Raw genomic sequence first — 15673 nt, forward strand, 5'->3', positions numbered from 1 at the left:
CAAACATCGGGTGGGTGAGATCAGAGATCGGCGAAGGCGGGACCGCCGGCGGGCAGCGGCGGCACCTCGCCGCGCTTCGCCGCACGCCGGGCGAATTCCTGGACTCCGGCGATCTGCCGCTCGCCGAGCGAGAAGTCGAGGGCACGGAAGTAGTTGGCGAGGGTGGCCGCGTCGAACGGCTCCCAGCGGGCCGCTGACTCGGCGACCTCGTCGAGTTCGCCGAGGCATAGGTCACGCGACCGCTGGAACGCCTCGTGCACGTCCTTGACCAGGCCGGGGTGTGCGGCCGCGAAGTCTTTCCGGACCGCCCAGACGGCGAAGACCATGGGCAGGCCGGTCCACTCCTTCCACTCCTCGGCCAGGTCGATCACCTGCAGGCCGTGGCGGGGGGCCTCATACATCGCGCGCAGCGCCGGATCGCCGATCAGCACACCGGCGTCGGCCTCCATGAGCATCTGGGACAGGTCTGGTGGGCAGCGGAAATACTCGGGCTCGGCGCCGTACCTCTCGGAGAGAAGCATCTGGGCCAGCAGCACGCCGGTCCGCGAGGTGGAGCCGAGCGCGACCGGCCGCCCGTCCAGTTCGGCCGGAGGCCGGGTGGAGACGAGGTTGACCGAGAGGACCGGCCCGTCGCTGCCGACCGCGAGGTCGGGCAGCAGCAGCAGTTCGTCGGTGTGCCGCAGGAACTCGACCAGCGTGATCGGCCCGATGTCCAGGTCGCCGGCGACGAGAGCCGCGCTGAGCCGCTCCGGGGTGTCCTTGTGCAGATCGACGTCGAGCAGGGCGCCCGAGCGCATCAGCCCCCAGTAGATGGGCAGGCAGTTCAGGAACTGGATGTGCCCGACCCGGGGCCGACTCACGCTGTCGCTCATGCTGCGACGTTATCCCCGATCTCGTCCCGCATGCTGGTCGGCGGAGTGCAGGGTGGCTCACGTCGCAGGCGATGAGTTGCTAAAGTCTTTCGCAAAAGTCTTTAGCAAGGATGCTTATGACTCCCGAAGAACTGGCTCGCCTGATAGCACTCCTGCGCCGCAGTGGCACTGATCTCCACGACGTGGAGGTCAAGGCTGCGGGCGGCGGTCTACCAAAGTCGGTTCGGGACACATTGAGCGCTCTCAGCAATGATCGAGGCGGGACTGTGATCCTCGGGTTGGACGAGGCGTCGGGCTTCCGTCCCGCTGCAGGTTTCGATGCCGCCCGAATCCGCGACGCACTGGCTTCGGCATGCAACGACGATCTGCATCCGCCGGTACGCAGCGAGATCGAGATCGTGCCGTTCGAGGATGCCTTGGTGGTCATCGCTGAGGTAGGGGAACTCGACCCCCGTTTCAAACCCTGCTACGTGGCCGCGCGCGGTGAGTACAACGGTTCATTCACCCGTGGCGGCGACGGAGACCGTCGTCTGACCGACTTCGAGATCCATCTGCTGCACACGAACCGGGGACAGCCCGACGACGATAGACAACCCGTGCCCGGCGCAACCCCAGCTGATCTCGACGAAACGGAGGTACAGCTTCTTCTAGCGCGCGTCCGCCAGAGGCAGCCACGAGCCTTCGCAGATCTGGGAAGCCAGCAGGCGCTCCGCCGACTCAACGTCCTAGCCGAAGATTCATCCAACATCCTTCGGCCGACGCTGGGCGCCCTCCTCACCTTGGGCGTCTACCCTCAGCAATTCTTTCCTCAACTGAACGCCACCCTGGTCGTGTACCCCGGCACATCCAACCAGGATGTCCCGGCCAACGGCCCGCGATTCTTGGAGAACCGATCATTCGACGGTCCAGTCCCCATCATCGTGGACGAGGCGGTCAGCGCTGTCCTCCGGAACACCTCGGTCCGTTCGTTCATTGACGGCAGCGGCCGGATTGACCGATACGACTACCCGGCAGAAGTGATCCGTGAGGCGATCGCCAATGCACTTCTGCACCGTGACTACTCGTCCTACTCCCGCAGCACCCCGGTGCAGATCACGTTGTACTCGGACCGTCTAGTCATCGCCAATCCCGGTGGACTGTTTGGCGCCGTCACCGAGGACGATCTGGGTGGTGAAGGGGTCACCTCTACTCGTAACCCGGTCCTCGCCCGCTTATTACAGGACGTGCGCCTCCCTGAAACTGGACGCATGGTCTGCGAGAACCGCGCAAGCGGAATTCCCACCATGCTCCGGGAGCTCCGGAGAGCCGGTTCGCCTCTTCCCGAGTTCCACAACCGCATCACCCGATTCAAGCTCCTTCTCCCCCGGCACACTTTGCTGGACGACGAGACAACAGCCTGGATCGCTGAACTGGGGCAGCAGAATCTGACCGCCACACAACAACTAGCGCTCGCGGAGATGCGCTCAGGCCGGGCGGTCACCAATTCCTCTATGCGAAACCTCGGCTTGGAAGCTCACCGGGCAACCGCCGAACTCGCGGATCTTGTTCATCGTGGAATCGTGGTTCGCGTCGGAGAGCGTCGTCATTCGCGCTACCTTCTCGCTCCGCGCGAGGAGCAGCTGGCGTTGGACCTCAACTCAGGCGTAAGTGACGTGGAAATCGTTCTACGGGCCTTAACCGGCGGCTCCGAGCTGAGCCGCCGCGACATCGAGGAGCGCACTGGCCTGAGCTACATGAAGGTGCTGCGCGCTTTGCACAAGCTGGAGGCCGCCGGCCAGGTGCATCCCACAGCGCCGCCGCGCTCGCCACTACGCCGATACAGATCGGCTCACTGAACAACGGCGCAGTCGCCCAGCTCACACCCAGCGGCATGCGGGCACCGTTATTCGGTAGACAAGGAGCTGGAATCGCGTAGCGTGGAGGGCCGCTTGACGGCCGTGGTGAGCATGCACCGCAGCGGGCGTCCCCGCGCCGGAGAACGGCCTACCCGCCCTCCGGATACGCGAGCAAGCCCTGATCAGCCCTTCCGAGGACGACCTGTGCCTGCCCCTGAGCTAGACATGGAACTCGCCGCCGAACGTACCCATCTGACCGCGTCACGGGCCGCGCTGCGCCGGATGCGCGACCGCGCCCAGGCGCTGTTCTCCACCGGTGACCGGGTCGCCGGGGACTCCTACACCGCCGAACAGCTCGGCCGGCACATGGCCCGCCGGGTCAAGGAGCTGGCCGACGACCCGGACACCCCACTGTTCTTCGGCCGCCTCGACATCGAAAGCCGCCCCGACGCCGAAAACCGCCTCGACACCGGAAGCCGCCTCGGCATCGAAAACCGCCCCGACATCGGGAAGGAGACCTTCCACATCGGGCGGCGGCACGTCACCGACGACGCCGGTGAACCGATGGTGCTGGACTGGCGGGCGCCGCTCTCCCGGTCCTTCTACCGGGCCAGCGTGCGAGATCCGCAGGGCATCGCCACCCGCCGCCGGTTCGGGTTCGTCAAGGGGGAACTGACCAGCTTCGAGGACGAGCATCTGGACCGCGGCGAGGAGCTCGGCACCAGCAGCCGCATCCTGACCGCCGAGATCGAGCGGCCCCGCGTCGGCCCGATGCGTGACATCGTCGCGACCATCCAGCCGGAGCAGGACGAGCTGGTCCGGGCCGATCTCGCCGACTCGATCTGCGTGCAGGGCGCGCCCGGCACCGGCAAGACAGCGGTCGGTCTGCACCGTGCCGCCTACCTGCTCTATCTGCACCGGGAGCGGCTGCGCAAGTCGAAGGTGCTGATCGTCGGGCCGAACACGGCGTTCCTCTCCTACATCTCCGCGGTGCTGCCGACTCTCGGCGAGGTCGAGGTGCAGCAGTCCACGCTGGACGACCTCGTCACACGGGCGCCGGTCAAGGCGGTCGACACACCCACGGCCACGGCGATCAAACATGACGTACGGATAGCCGAGGCCCTCCGCCGCACACTGTGGAACCGGATCACCCGGCCGACCGAGCCGATCATGGTGTCGGACGGTTCCTACCGGTGGCGGATCGACATCGAGCCGCTGCGCCGGATCATCGACGAGGCCCGCCGCGAGGAACTGCCGTATTCGGTCGGGCGCGAACGGGTCCGGGCCCGCGTCGTCGGCCTGCTGCAGCTCCAGTCGGAGTACCGGACCGGCAACTCGCCGGGCGACTCATGGCTTCGGAAGATGAGCAAGATCGGCCCGGTCACCGGCTTCCTGGAGGCGACCTGGCCGGCCGTCACCGCGGAATCGCTGGTCGCGGCTCTGCTGACCGATCCGTCTGCGGCCGGTGACCTGTTCACCGAGCAGGAGCAGGAAGCGATCCGCTGGGTCAAGCCGCCGAAGACCGCGAAGTCGGCCAAGTTCAGCGCGGCCGATCTGGTGCTGCTCGACGAGGCCGCGGGGCTCCTGGAGCGGGAGACCAGTTTCGGTCACGTCGTCATCGACGAGGCTCAGGACCTCTCCCCCATGCAGGCTCGTGCGATCGCCCGGCGCAGCGAGCACGGCTCGATCACGCTGCTCGGTGACCTGGCGCAGGGCACCGACCCGTGGGCGGCGAACGACTGGCGTGACATCCTGCGGCACCTCGGCAAACCGGACGCGGCCGTGGTGCCGTTGACCGTCGGTTTCCGCGTACCGGAAGCTGTCGTGGCCCTGGCCAACCGCCTCCTGCCGGCGCTCGGGGTGAATGTGCCGGAAGCGGTGTCGCTGCGCCGCGACGGTGATCTCGCCGTCCGGGCGGTGAGCGAGGCCGACCTGGACGGCGCCGTCATGGCCGAGGTGACCGCGGCCCTGGCGCACGAGGGTTCGGTCGCGGTGATCGCGGCCGACACCGCGGTGGAGCGGCTCCGCGCGCACCTGGACGCCGCCGGGATCGGGCACGCGACGCCCGACGACGTCGACTCCGAGGCGCGCGTCATGGTGGTCCCTGCGATGATCGTCAAGGGCCTCGAGTACGACCACGTCATCGTGCACGAGCCGGCCGACATCGTGGCCGCCGAGCCGAAGGGCCTGAACCGCCTCTACGTGGTGCTCACCCGGGCGGTGAGCCGGCTTTCCGTGCTGCACGCGAAGCCGTTGCCGGAAGCGCTTACGCTCTCGTGATGCCCCGTATCGGAGTGATGTTCGACTGCAACCGCGCCCCCGAGGAGCTTCCGGAGTTCGCCGCGGCCGTGGACGCGGCCGGCGCCGACGACCTGTGGGTGGTGGAGGATCTCGGCTGGAACGGTGGCGTCAGCGCCGCCGCCCTGGCCCTGGCCGCCACCACCCGGCTGCGCGTCGGCATCGGCATCGCGCCCGCGCCGTTCCGCAATCCCGCGCTCTTCGCCATGGAGATCGCCACGCTGGCCCGGGTCCACCCCGGTCGCCTCGTGTGCGGAATCGGTCACGGCGTCGGTGACTGGGTGCGCCAAGCCGGAGCGGCGGTGAAGTCTCCGCTGGCCCTGCTGGAGGAGACCGTCGTGGCGGTCCGCGGCCTGCTCAAAGGTGAGACGGTCACCATCGACGGCCGTGAGGTGCACCTCGACGGGGTGCGCCTGGTCCACCCGCCGGCGGTGGTCCCGCCGATCGTCACCGGCGTGGTCCGGCCGCGCTCGCTGGAGCTGTCCGGCCGGGTCGCGGACGGCACCATCCTGGTCGAGGGCCTGCACCCGCCGCAGTTGGCCGAGGCCATCGCCCACCTGCGCCGGGGCGGCGCGACCGAGGACCACGAAGTCATCAACTTCGCGTTCCTGCACGTCGAGGACGACCCGGCGGCCGCCGCGCGAACCCGGGCGACGGCGCTGGCCGGTCAGGCCGGTTTCCTCGGCGTAACCCCTGACGAGGTGTTCGCCCTCGTCGGCCCGGCCGCCGACATCCCGGGGAAAGTTCGGATCCTGACCGACGCGGGCGCCGGGACGGTCGTGCTGCGGCCGTTCGGCGAGGATCACCTCGGCGAGGTGCTGGCCGCCCTCAAGGCGCTGGGCCGGTAGAGCACAGAGCCGATCCATTTCGGACGCCGGCAGGACCGGGTTGGCGGCGGCCGTCGTCGCCACCCGGATCTGGGGGCCAGCGCCGAGCGGTGGACCCGGTCGGCCCACAGATTCGAGCCGACGAGATCAGAGCGGGCGGCGCACGATCGGCGACGGACGGCCGGTCGGCTACGCCGCCGCCGGTGTCGTCGGGTTATCCACAGCCCTGCACACCAAGCTGTGGATAACTGACGCGCGAGTCGTGACAGGCCCGCTTTCCGGCAACCGGCCTACCGGGTGAGGGGCTTCACCCAGCGGGACCACTCGCCCTGCCTGCGGTAGCCGTGCCGGGCCCAGATCCCGTGTGCGGCCACGTTCTCGTCGAGGACCATGGCGTCGGCTCGCGTACCGCCGAAGGACCGGAACCGCTCCTCCGCGGCGGCGATCAGGCGGCCGCCGAGGCCTTCGCGGCGACGGTGCGGGGCGACCGCGAGCCGGTAGAGGTGACACCGCCAGCCGTCCCATCCGGCGATGACCGTGCCGATGATGTCGTCGCCGTCGACGGCCAGGATCAGTGCGTCCGGGTCGCGGCTATGCAGCGCCTCGATGGCGGCGCCGGTGTCCGCGGGACGACTGTCGTTCTCCGCCGCCACCTGCCAGAACTCCAGAATCGCCGGGAGTTCCGCGGGCACGGCCGCTCGCAAGATCACGTTACCCACGAGGCCACCTTAGAGTCACCCCATCAACTTTATGACACAAAGTTCTTTGACTTTGCGTTGTAAAGTCGGCGCATGGCATCGATGGATGACGAATCGACCTTGGATGATCCGGGCGAGGCGCTGCGGCTGATCGAGCACGAGCAGGTCAACGTGATCCGGCACGTCACCCCGGACCCCCGGCTCATGTACTGGCCGTGGGGCCTCACCTGGCTGATCAGTTTCGGCCTGTCATTCCTGCGCTACGGGCCTGACGGGCGGGCTCTGGTCGCCCTCCCCGAGTGGGTCCCGCTGACGTCCCTGACCGCCCTGATGATCGCTGCGGGCATCTTCACCGGGGTGGCGGGCGCGCGCTCGGGGCGGCACATCTCCGGTCCGTCGAGCCGCCAGGGGGTCATGTACGGCATCTCCTGGTCCGCGGGATTCAGCGGCCTCGCGATCCTCTTCGGACGCGTCAGCGACTCGATTCCCGACTCGCTGCAGGCCCTGCTCTGGGGTGGCGGCATGGTCACCCTGGTCGGCGCCCTTTACATGGCCGGCGGCGCGATCTGGAGCGCGTGGGACATGTTCGTCCTGGGCGCCTGGATCAGCGTCGTCAACGCCGCCGGTGTCCTGTGGGGACCGGGCTGGCACGCCCTGGTGGTGTCGGTCGCGGGTGGCGGCGGCCTGCTTGCCGCCGGCCTCATCGGCTGGATGCGGCGCCGATGACCTCGGTGAACAACGAGCTGCCGGAACTGGACCCGGTCATCCACGCCCAGGCGCGGCTGCGGGTGGTGGCGGCCCTGTCTCAGCTCAGCCGGGGCGACCGGATCGCTTTCCCGAGGTTGCAGGAGATCCTGCGGATGACCGCCGGCAACCTGTCGGTGCACCTGCGCAAACTCGAGGACGCCGGATATGTCGAGGTCACCAAGACCCACCGCGGCCGCACACCGGCGACCCTCGTGCATCTCACCGCACGCGGCCGGCTGGCCTTCGACGACTACGTCAGCACCCTGCGCACCTTGATCGATCCGGGAGAGGGGACATGATGATCCACGCCCGCGCACAGGGCGTCACCAAACACTTCGGCGGCACCGTCGCGCTGCACGGAGTCGATCTCGAGGTCCGGGCCGGTGAGCTGGTCGGGCTGCTCGGCCCGAACGGGGCCGGCAAAAGCACCCTGGTCGGCCTGCTCACCGGCAGCCGCCGGCCCAGCGGTGGGCGGGTCGAGCTGTGCGGCGGCGACCCGCGCGATCCGCGCAACCGGCGCACGCTGGGCGTCACACCGCAGGAGACGGGTCTGCCCGCCTCGCTTCGCGTCGGCGAGGTCGTCGATTTCGTACGGGCACACTTCCCGAACCCCATTGCCAAGGCTGAACTGCTGGACCGTTTCGGGCTCGGTGACCTGGCGAGGCGGCAGACCGGTGGCCTCTCCGGCGGGCAGAAGCGCCGCCTCGCGGTGGCGCTGGCCTTCGCCGGCCGCCCCGAGATCGTCTTCCTGGACGAGCCGACGACCGGCCTCGACGTGGGCGCCCGCCGCGATCTGTGGGAGGCGATCCGCACGTTCCACGCCGACGGCGGCACCGTGGTCCTGACCAGCCACTACCTCGAGGAGATCGAGGCGCTGGCGCGGCGCGTGGTGGTGCTGGCAAACGGGCGTGTGCTGGCCGACGACAGCGTGGAGTCGGTGCGCGGGCTGGTGGGACTGCGCCGGATCAGCCTGACCTCACCCGTACCGCTGACCGATCTTGATCTTGATGGTCTGGTGTCGGTGGAGCGCGCGGGTGACCGCCTGCATCTGCTGACGCCCGACGCGGATCGCATGGTCCGCGCCCTTGTCGAGAGGAACGTGCCGTTCCGCGACCTGGAGGTGCGGCCGACCTCGCTGGAAGAGGCGTTCCTGACGTTGACCGGAAAGGAACAGCGATGACGAGCCTCGCCCTGACCCACGGAAGATTCCAGATCCTGGAGGTCTTCCGGATCCCGATCGCGGTGGTCGGCAGTGCGTTCTGGCCGGCCGCGTCGATGCTGGCGTTCGTGGTGCCGTTCGTCGGTGACGATCCGGTGTACGCGACCTACGCCACCGTCTCGATGATCACGTTCGCGGTGATGAACACCAACCTCTTCCAGTACGGGGTCGGCGTCTCCGAGGACCGCGCGCAACCGTGGGATCCGTACGTGCGCACCCTGCCGGCCGGTGCGGCGCCCCGTTTCCTCGGCCGGATCCTGGCGGGCCTTCTCATGATGGTGGTCTCGCTGGTCCCGGTGGTCGTGATCGCCGCGCTGTTCACCGAGGCCACGATGAGCACAGCCGCCTTCCTGACCGCCGTCGTGGTGTGCGCCGCGATCTCGGTGCCGTTCATCCTGATGGGGCTGGCCATCGGTTACGCGCTGCCACAGAAGGCCGCGCTGGTGGTGGCTCAGGTGCTGTTCCTGCCGCTGGCCTTCGGTGGCGGGCTGCTGACGCCGCCGGGTGGCGCGCCGGGTTTCATCGCGTGGCTGTCGCCCTATCTGCCGACCGGGGGCGCGGCCCGGCTCATGTGGGCGACCGTGGGCGACTTCCCGTTCGACCTCGGCGCGACTGTGGCGCTGGTGGGGTGGACCGTGGCGCTCGCCGGTCTCGCGGTGCTGGCCTACCGGCGGGACGAGGGCCGCAGGTTCGGCTAGAGCCGCTGCTTCGGCCAGAGCTGTTTCGGAAGGCCGACAGTTTCATCCGGCCGGAGGCATGGAAATGCGACCATTCGCGGCATGACCGTTCCGTTACCGGGAGTGCCCACCTGGGTGGATCTGGCCACCTCCGACCTCGAGAGCGCGATTCGTTTCTACACCGCGCTGTTCGGCTGGACCGCCGACGTCTCCGGGGACGACTTCGGGGGCTACACGACGTTCCTGCTCAACGGCCTGCCGGTGGCCGGGGCCGGCCCGCTCCTCGGGGCGGGCCAGCCGACGGCCTGGAGCACCTATGTCGCCACCGCCGACGCCGACGCGGTCGCCGCCCGGGTCGAAGCCGCGCAGGGCAAGGTGCTGGTGCCGCCGTTCGACGTGGTGGACCAGGGCCGGATGGCGGCGTTCCTCGACCCGGCCGGGGCGCCGTTCAGCGTCTGGGAGGCGGGGGCGATGCGGGGCGCCGAGGTGTTCGACCTTCCCGGTGCCCTGACCTGGAGCGAGCTGAACACCCGCGACGTGGAGGGCGCGGTGGCGTTCTACGGAGCGGTGTTCGGCTGGACCTTCCGGGACAGCCAGGTCGGCGGCCTGCCCTACGTCGTCTGCGAGCGCGACCGCCTGCCGGTCGCCGGCATCCAGCTGATGGTCGGCAGCGGCTGGCCGGACGATCAGCTCCCGCACTGGCAGGTCTATTTCGCGGCCGGGGACTGTGACGTGGCGGCCGAGCACGCGTCACGGCTGGGCGGCCGGATCATCCATCCGCCGACGACGATTCCCGGCGCCCGGTACGCGGTTCTCGCCGATCCGCAGGGTGGCCAGTTCGCCATCCTCAACAAATATCGATAGAACTCGTTGTCGACACCGTGAAGAATCGTTGATCGTCAATCAAACATTCCTTCCTAACGTTCTCGGCACACGTCCAAACCGGACGTCGAGAACCCGGAGGAACCCATGCGAGCCGTCACCCGAGGTGCCGCGATCCTCGTCGGCACCGCCGTCGGCCTGTCCCTGACCACCCCCGCGTTCGCCGCCCCGGCGACCGGCGAGATCCTCTACGCGGACAGCGCCACCGCGATCGGCGGCTCCTACGTCGTCGTCCTCAAGAACGGCCAGGCCGACCAGGCCCGCGCCGACAGCCTCACCAAGCGGTACGGCGGCACCGTGTCCCGCGTCTTCGGCCACGCCGTCGAAGGCTGGACCGCCAAGCTGAGCGCGCGACAGGCGGCCCGGCTCGCGGCCGACCCGGCGGTCGCGGCCGTCGAGGCCGACCAGACCATCCGGATCGCCGCCACCCAGACCTCCGCGCCGTGGGGGCTGGACCGGATCGACCAGCGGGCGCTGCCGTTGAGCACCACCTACACGTACGGGCCGAGCAACGGCGTCACCGTCTACGTGGTGGACACCGGCATAACCGTCACCCACCAGGACTTCGGGGGCCGGGCGTCGTACGGCTACGACGCCGTCGACGGTGACAACATCGCGCAGGACGGCAACGGGCACGGCACCTTCGTGGCGGGCGTGGCGGTCGGCAGCACCTACGGCGTGGCCAAGAGCGCGAACGTCGTCGGTGTCCGGGTTCTCGACGACAACGGGTCCGGCACCACCGCCGGGGTCATCGCCGGCATCGACTGGGTGACCGCCAACGCGGCGCCCGGCCGCTCGGTGGCGAACCTCAGCCTCGGCGGCGGGGCCAGCAGCACCCTGGACGCGGCGGTCCGGCGGTCGATCACGGCGGGGATCCCGTACACGATCGCGGCCGGAAACTCCGGTGTGAACGCCGGCAGCACCTCACCGGCCCGGGTCACCGAGGCCCTGACCGTCGGCGCCACCAGCAGCACGGACGCCAAGGCCTCGTGGTCGAACTACGGATCCGTGCTGGACCTGTTCGCACCCGGGGTCTCGATCACCTCGGCCTGGCGGACCGGCAACACCGCGACCTACACCGGCAGCGGCACGTCGTTCGCGGCGCCGCACGTGGCGGGGGCGGCGGCGCTCTACCTGGCCACGCACCCGGGGGCCTCGGTGAGCGCGGTCAACGCGGCGATCGTCAACGCGGCCACCACCGGAGTGGTCACCAGCCGGGGCAGCGGCTCGCCCAACCGTCTGCTCCACACGGCCACACTCGGCTGACACCGCTTCTCGAAAGGCCGCCTTCTCCTTGAGGGCGGCCTTTCCGCCGGCACTCAGGACAGCAGGGTAGGGATCTTCTCGAACATCTGAACCGTGAAGGTCATCATCTCGCGGAGCATCCAGTTGCCGGTGAGCAGCAGGGCCGCACCGATCGCGATCGCCTTCGGGACGAAGGAGAGCGTCGCCTCCTGGATCTGGGTGACCGACTGGAACAGCGAAATGGCGAAACCGACCCCGAGGGCGGTAAGCAGCACCGGAGCCGACATCTTGGCCGCGACGATCATCGACTGCATCGCGATCTCAATAACCAGCGTGTCCGTCATACCTTTCCGTTCGGACGTCTCGGGTCCCGTCGGAGTGCAGCACGGTTGCCATTTGGTTCTCGCCGCCGAATTTCCTCAGGTCAGCCGCGCACCGGCACCACCAGCGGGCCCCGGTCACCGTCGATGATCCGCACCTTCACCCGGTAGTGCTCGGCGAGATTCCCCTCGGTCAGCACCTCGGCGGGAGTTCCGGCGGCGACCACCCGGCCTCCGGCCAGCAACACGATCCGGTCGGCGTACTCACCCGCCGTCGAGAGATCGTGCATGGTGGCCAGGACGGTCAGGCCCCGCTCGGCGCGCAGCCGGTCGACCAACTCCAGCACCTCCTGCTGGTGGCCGATGTCGAGGGCACTGGTCGGCTCGTCGAGCAGCAGGATCCCGGCGCCCTGGGCGAGCGCGCGAGCCAGGAAGACCCGCTGCCGCTCCCCTCCGGAGAGCGTGTCCAGGCGGCGCCCGGCGAACGGCGCCAGGTCCAGCGCGGCCAGAACGTCGTCGGCGACGGCCAGGTCCGCCGCCGACTCACGGCCCAGAGGCGGCACATAGGGGGTACGCCCCAGCAGCACATAGTCGAAGACCCGCATGCCCGGCGGCACCACCGGCGACTGCAGCACCGTGGCCACGGCCTTGGCCCGTTCCCGCCGGTGCAGCTTGTCCACTGCCCGGCCGTGCCACCGGATCGTCCCGCCGAACGGGAGCAGCCCGCCGATCGCCCGCAGCGCGGTGGACTTGCCGGCCCCGTTCGGACCGATCACGGTCACCCACTCGCCCTCGGCCACCGCCAGGTCGACACCGTCGACGATCAGCGTCCCGTCCAGCCGGACCGTCAGCCCCGCCACCTCGATCGCGCTCATACCGCCACCGACCGGCTCGTCCGCAGCACGAGAATGAAGAACGGCGCGCCGAGGAACGCGGTGACCACCCCGATCGGGATCTCCGCGTCCCCGCCCGCGGTCCGGGCCAGCAGGTCGGTCAGAACCAGGAACGCCGCACCGAACAGCACCGACAGCGGCAGCAGCGCCCGGTTGCCCGGCCCGGCCAGCAGCCGCAGCGTGTGCGGCACGATGATCCCGACGAAACCGATCAGCCCCGAGACGCTGACCGCGGCGGCCGTGCCCAGCGACGCCGCGATGATCAGCAGGTAGCGGCTGCGCTGCGGGTGCAGGCCCAGGCTGGTCGCCTCGGCGTCACCGACCGTCAGGACGTCCAGCTCACGCCGCAGCGCCAGGACGATCGCACTGGTGATCACCGTGTAGGGCAGCACCACCAGCACGTCGTGCCAGCCGGCCGTGGAGAGCCGGCCGAGCATCCACGAATAGACGTCGCGCACCGACTCCATGTGCCTCTGCAACAGGTAGGTCTGCGCCGCGGAGAGGAAGGCCGACACCGCCACCCCGGCCAGGATCAGTGTGGCCGGTGAGCGGTCCCGGCCACCGGCGGCGCCGAGCAGCCAGGTCAGGGCCACCGCGCCGAGCGCGCCGGCGAACGCGGCCATCGGCACCCCGATCGGCAGGCCGGTGATGCCGTCCGCCGACGTCGCACCGAGCACGATCACCGCCGTCACCCCGAGGCCGGCTCCGGCGGCCACGCCCAGCAGGTGCGGATCAGCCAGCGGGTTGCGGAACGCGCCCTGATAGGCGGCGCCGGCGAGGGCCAGCATCGCGCCGACCAGCAGACCGAGCACCACGCGGGGCAGCCGGAGCTGGGTCAGGATCGCCACCTCACGCTCGGTGAGGCCGCTGTCCAGCCGTACCCCCGGAATGAGGTTGAGCATCTCCACCGCGACGCCGCCGGGCGGCAGGGAGACCGAGCCGAAGGCGAGGCCCAGAATCGTCGCGAACAGCACCGTGAGCACGCCTGCGACCAGCCACGCCGGCCTCAGGCCGGCGGGCCGGCCGGCGCCCATCAGGCGGGGACCTTGCTCACCGCGTCCGCGACGGCCTTGACGAGATCGACGGTACGGGGACCCCAGCGCGACGCGATGTCGTCGTCGAGAGCGTAGATCTGGCCCTTCGCGACCGCGGTGACCGAGGCCCAGCCGGGCCGCGCCTTCACCGTCTCCACGGACTGCTGGCAGCACTTGGTGTCGGCCAGGAAGATGGTGTCCGGATTCGCCGCGACCAGGGCCTCCTGGGAGAGCTTCGGGTAACCGCCGGACGTGCCGGCCGGGTCGGCGGCGTCGGCCACGTTGGTCATGCCGAAGAGGTTGAACACCGAGCCGATGAACGTCGTCGAGGTCGCCGAGTACAGGTCCGGGCCGAGTTCGTAGTAGTAGCTCAGCGGCTTGCCGCGGGCCGGCACCGACTTCACGATCTTGTCGATGTCCGCGATCATCCGCTCGTTCAGCGCCTTGGCCTCGGACTGGCGGCCGGTCAGCGCGCCGAGGTCGGTGATCTCGTCGTAGGTCTCGGCGATGGTGCCGGCGGCGGGCGACACGAAGACCGGGATCGCCAGCTTGCCGAGTTGGGCGACGATGCCGTCGGCGTCATTGGAGAGCACCACCAGGTCGGGGTTCTTGGCAGCGATCGCCTCGGCGTTGGGCTTGAAGCCGGACAGGTCGGTCCTCGGCGCGCCGGCCGGGAAGGTCGACTGGTCGTCGACCGCGGTGACCTGCGGGCCGGCGCCGATGGCGAAGAGCATCTCGGTGGCGGTCGGGCTCAGCGAGACGATCTTCTCCGGCCGGGCGTCGAGCGTCACACCGTCAACCGTGACGGGGTACGCCGCGGCGGCGCTGGCCGCGGTGGGCGCCGGTTTCGGGTCGTCACCGGCACATCCGGCGAGGAACAGGGCACTGGCCGCTATCGCGGCGGTGAGCAGGCGTTTCATGAGGTCCTCCTGTCGGCCGGGCTGGTGCTTCGCCGACAGGGGCCGCCGTGGGCCGCCGCCCGCGAGGCGCCCCTCCCCGAGAGCGCTGGATCGCGACCGGCACCCAGGCGACCTGGCTAGACCTCGTCAAGAGGCATCACAGTTGCGGGACAGCGCCGGTTTCCCACCGGCTTCGCTGCGGTGCGGTCCCTGAAACGCTAACCCACGACACTTCAGGAGCCCACACCGCCACAGATCGTGTCGATCTCAGCCGAAAAGGACGACTCGACCGATGACTGAATCCTCCGGTACGAACCCCGAGAAGCGCGAATCATTGGCTACGTCCCGATTGTCACCGAGCGTGTAGAGCGCCCCGTGCGGAACCGTGACCGACAGGCACTCGGTGGCCATACCGGACGGCAGGTAGGGCTCCTCGACGGCCGCGCCGTTGCGGAACACCCGGCCGTCCCGGCAGTCGACCCGGTCGCCGGCGACAGCCATGACCCGGCGCTCGGTCTCCTGCTCCGGGTGGTCCGGCAGCGGATGGATGACGATGTCCCCGTAATCGAGGCCGGTGAGGTGGAAGCTGACCTTGTCGACCAGGTGGCGGCTCGCGACGGTCAGCGTCGGCTCCATGCTGGAACTCGGGACATAGTTGACCGTGACGCCCGACAGGGCCGCCACCAGGAGTGCCACCGCGGCCAACGCCAGGCGGTACGCGGTGGGACGGCGCGTGTATCTCTCCCGCGTCGCCACCCGCAGGCCGCCGGCCGCCCAGCGCAGCGCCGCCGCCGTGCCGGTCGTCTGGTCGAACTCGGCCAGCACCGCCTCGCCCCAGGGACCGCCCTGCTCCCGGCGGCCGCGCACGGCGAACCGCAGCACCCGGTAGGCCACCGCCCTCATGCCGGCCTCACGATCGCCGCGGCCGTGCCGCGCCGTGGCGCCTTCTCAACCACCGCGCCGGCCAGGCGGACCTTGGCCAGGGCGACGCCGTCGCCGGTCAGCCGGTAGGTGTGCCGCGGCGGGCGGCCCGGCTGGTCGGAGGGCTCCCAGCCGGCCTCGAGCAGCGTCTGCTCGGTGAGGCGCATCAGGATCGGATAGAGCGTGCCGGACGCCAGACCGGTCTCCCGGCTCAGGTCGTAGCCGTAACGCCAGGTGGTGGGCTCCTTCATCAGGGCCTCGAAGAGCCGCAGAGTCTGCGGCGAAGTATGCGGTGTCCTGGGCATT

17 protein-coding genes and 1 riboswitch are annotated in these 15673 nt (G+C 69.7%); of the genes, 9 read left to right on the top strand and 8 right to left on the bottom strand.

Annotation, left to right across the window (positions count from 1 at the left end; genetic code table 11):
- Window positions 1–20: 20 nt before the first annotated feature.
- Entirely contained in the window at window positions 21–872 is an 852-nt protein-coding gene (locus QLQ12_RS18695; protein ID WP_282761462.1) for a menaquinone biosynthetic enzyme MqnA/MqnD family protein, read from the bottom strand.
- A 116-nt stretch (window positions 873–988) separates the two neighbouring features.
- Here QLQ12_RS18695 and QLQ12_RS18700 point away from each other — a divergent pair, with 116 nt between their 5' ends.
- The 3 genes from QLQ12_RS18700 (at window position 989) to QLQ12_RS18710 (ending at window position 5853) form a co-directional block, all read left to right on the top strand.
- Complete coding sequence (locus tag QLQ12_RS18700; RefSeq protein ID WP_282761463.1) at window positions 989–2707, top strand: ATP-binding protein; 1719 nt, start codon at window positions 989–991, stop codon at window positions 2705–2707.
- Between the two features lie 225 nt (window positions 2708–2932).
- On the top strand, window positions 2933–4987 hold the full coding sequence (locus QLQ12_RS18705) for a HelD family protein (RefSeq protein WP_282761548.1): 2055 nt from the start codon (window positions 2933–2935) through the stop codon (window positions 4985–4987).
- Window positions 4987–5853 (top strand): LLM class flavin-dependent oxidoreductase, encoded by an 867-nt coding sequence (locus tag QLQ12_RS18710; RefSeq protein WP_282761464.1) that lies wholly within the window; start codon window positions 4987–4989, stop codon window positions 5851–5853. Before QLQ12_RS18705 ends, QLQ12_RS18710 begins: the two co-directional genes overlap by 1 nt.
- 269 nt (window positions 5854–6122) lie before the next feature.
- Here the strand turns inward: QLQ12_RS18710 and QLQ12_RS18715 are convergent, their stop codons facing one another.
- Window positions 6123–6551: a GNAT family N-acetyltransferase gene (locus QLQ12_RS18715; protein ID WP_282761465.1), complete on the bottom strand. Its 429-nt coding sequence runs from the start codon at window positions 6549–6551 to the stop codon at window positions 6123–6125.
- A 72-nt stretch (window positions 6552–6623) separates the two neighbouring features.
- Here QLQ12_RS18715 and QLQ12_RS18720 point away from each other — a divergent pair, with 72 nt between their 5' ends.
- From QLQ12_RS18720 to QLQ12_RS18745, 6 genes are all read left to right on the top strand, one after another.
- Window positions 6624–7256: a transporter gene (locus QLQ12_RS18720; protein WP_282761466.1), complete on the top strand. Its 633-nt coding sequence runs from the start codon at window positions 6624–6626 to the stop codon at window positions 7254–7256.
- Window positions 7253–7576 (top strand): transcriptional regulator, encoded by a 324-nt coding sequence (locus tag QLQ12_RS18725; RefSeq protein WP_282761467.1) that lies wholly within the window; start codon window positions 7253–7255, stop codon window positions 7574–7576. Before QLQ12_RS18720 ends, QLQ12_RS18725 begins: the two co-directional genes overlap by 4 nt.
- The gene (locus tag QLQ12_RS18730) at window positions 7573–8457 is read left to right on the top strand and encodes an ABC transporter ATP-binding protein (RefSeq protein ID WP_282761468.1); all 885 of its coding nucleotides are present in this window, start codon (window positions 7573–7575) and stop codon (window positions 8455–8457) included. The genes QLQ12_RS18725 and QLQ12_RS18730 overlap by 4 nt, the downstream gene beginning before the upstream one ends.
- Window positions 8454–9194, top strand: coding sequence for an ABC transporter permease (locus QLQ12_RS18735; protein ID WP_282761469.1), 741 nt, complete (start codon window positions 8454–8456; stop codon window positions 9192–9194). The genes QLQ12_RS18730 and QLQ12_RS18735 overlap by 4 nt, the downstream gene beginning before the upstream one ends.
- An 81-nt stretch (window positions 9195–9275) precedes the next feature.
- Window positions 9276–10037, top strand: coding sequence for a VOC family protein (locus QLQ12_RS18740; RefSeq protein WP_282761470.1), 762 nt, complete (start codon window positions 9276–9278; stop codon window positions 10035–10037).
- 105 nt (window positions 10038–10142) lie between these two features.
- The gene (locus tag QLQ12_RS18745) at window positions 10143–11321 is read left to right on the top strand and encodes a S8 family peptidase (RefSeq protein ID WP_282761471.1); all 1179 of its coding nucleotides are present in this window, start codon (window positions 10143–10145) and stop codon (window positions 11319–11321) included.
- A gap of 53 nt (window positions 11322–11374) precedes the next feature.
- On the opposite strand, the gene fliQ is transcribed toward QLQ12_RS18745, so the two are convergent.
- The 6 genes from fliQ to QLQ12_RS18775 all read right to left on the bottom strand — a co-directional run bounded on the left by fliQ (window position 11375) and on the right by QLQ12_RS18775 (window position 15672).
- A complete protein-coding gene (gene fliQ / locus QLQ12_RS18750) occupies window positions 11375–11644 on the bottom strand; it encodes a flagellar biosynthesis protein FliQ (protein ID WP_282761472.1) in 270 nt (89 codons plus the stop codon).
- 80 nt (window positions 11645–11724) lie between these two features.
- Entirely contained in the window at window positions 11725–12495 is a 771-nt protein-coding gene (locus QLQ12_RS18755) for an ABC transporter ATP-binding protein (protein ID WP_282761473.1), read from the bottom strand.
- Window positions 12492–13547: a FecCD family ABC transporter permease gene (locus tag QLQ12_RS18760; RefSeq protein ID WP_282761474.1), complete on the bottom strand. Its 1056-nt coding sequence runs from the start codon at window positions 13545–13547 to the stop codon at window positions 12492–12494. The genes QLQ12_RS18755 and QLQ12_RS18760 overlap by 4 nt, the downstream gene beginning before the upstream one ends.
- Window positions 13547–14467, bottom strand: coding sequence for an ABC transporter substrate-binding protein (locus QLQ12_RS18765; RefSeq protein ID WP_282761475.1), 921 nt, complete (start codon window positions 14465–14467; stop codon window positions 13547–13549). Before QLQ12_RS18765 ends, QLQ12_RS18760 begins: the two co-directional genes overlap by 1 nt.
- 111 nt (window positions 14468–14578) lie before the next feature.
- A riboswitch (cobalamin riboswitch) is annotated at window positions 14579–14638 on the bottom strand.
- A gap of 75 nt (window positions 14639–14713) precedes the next feature.
- The gene (gene lepB, locus QLQ12_RS18770; RefSeq protein WP_282761476.1) at window positions 14714–15349 is read right to left on the bottom strand and encodes a signal peptidase I; all 636 of its coding nucleotides are present in this window, start codon (window positions 15347–15349) and stop codon (window positions 14714–14716) included.
- On the bottom strand, window positions 15346–15672 hold the full coding sequence (locus QLQ12_RS18775; protein ID WP_282761477.1) for a PadR family transcriptional regulator: 327 nt from the start codon (window positions 15670–15672) through the stop codon (window positions 15346–15348). The genes lepB and QLQ12_RS18775 overlap by 4 nt, the downstream gene beginning before the upstream one ends.
- Between the last annotated feature and the right edge of the window lies 1 nt (window position 15673).

Source organism: Actinoplanes sandaracinus, assembly GCF_030009775.1.
GTDB classification, from domain to species: domain Bacteria; phylum Actinomycetota; class Actinomycetes; order Mycobacteriales; family Micromonosporaceae; genus Actinoplanes; species Actinoplanes sandaracinus.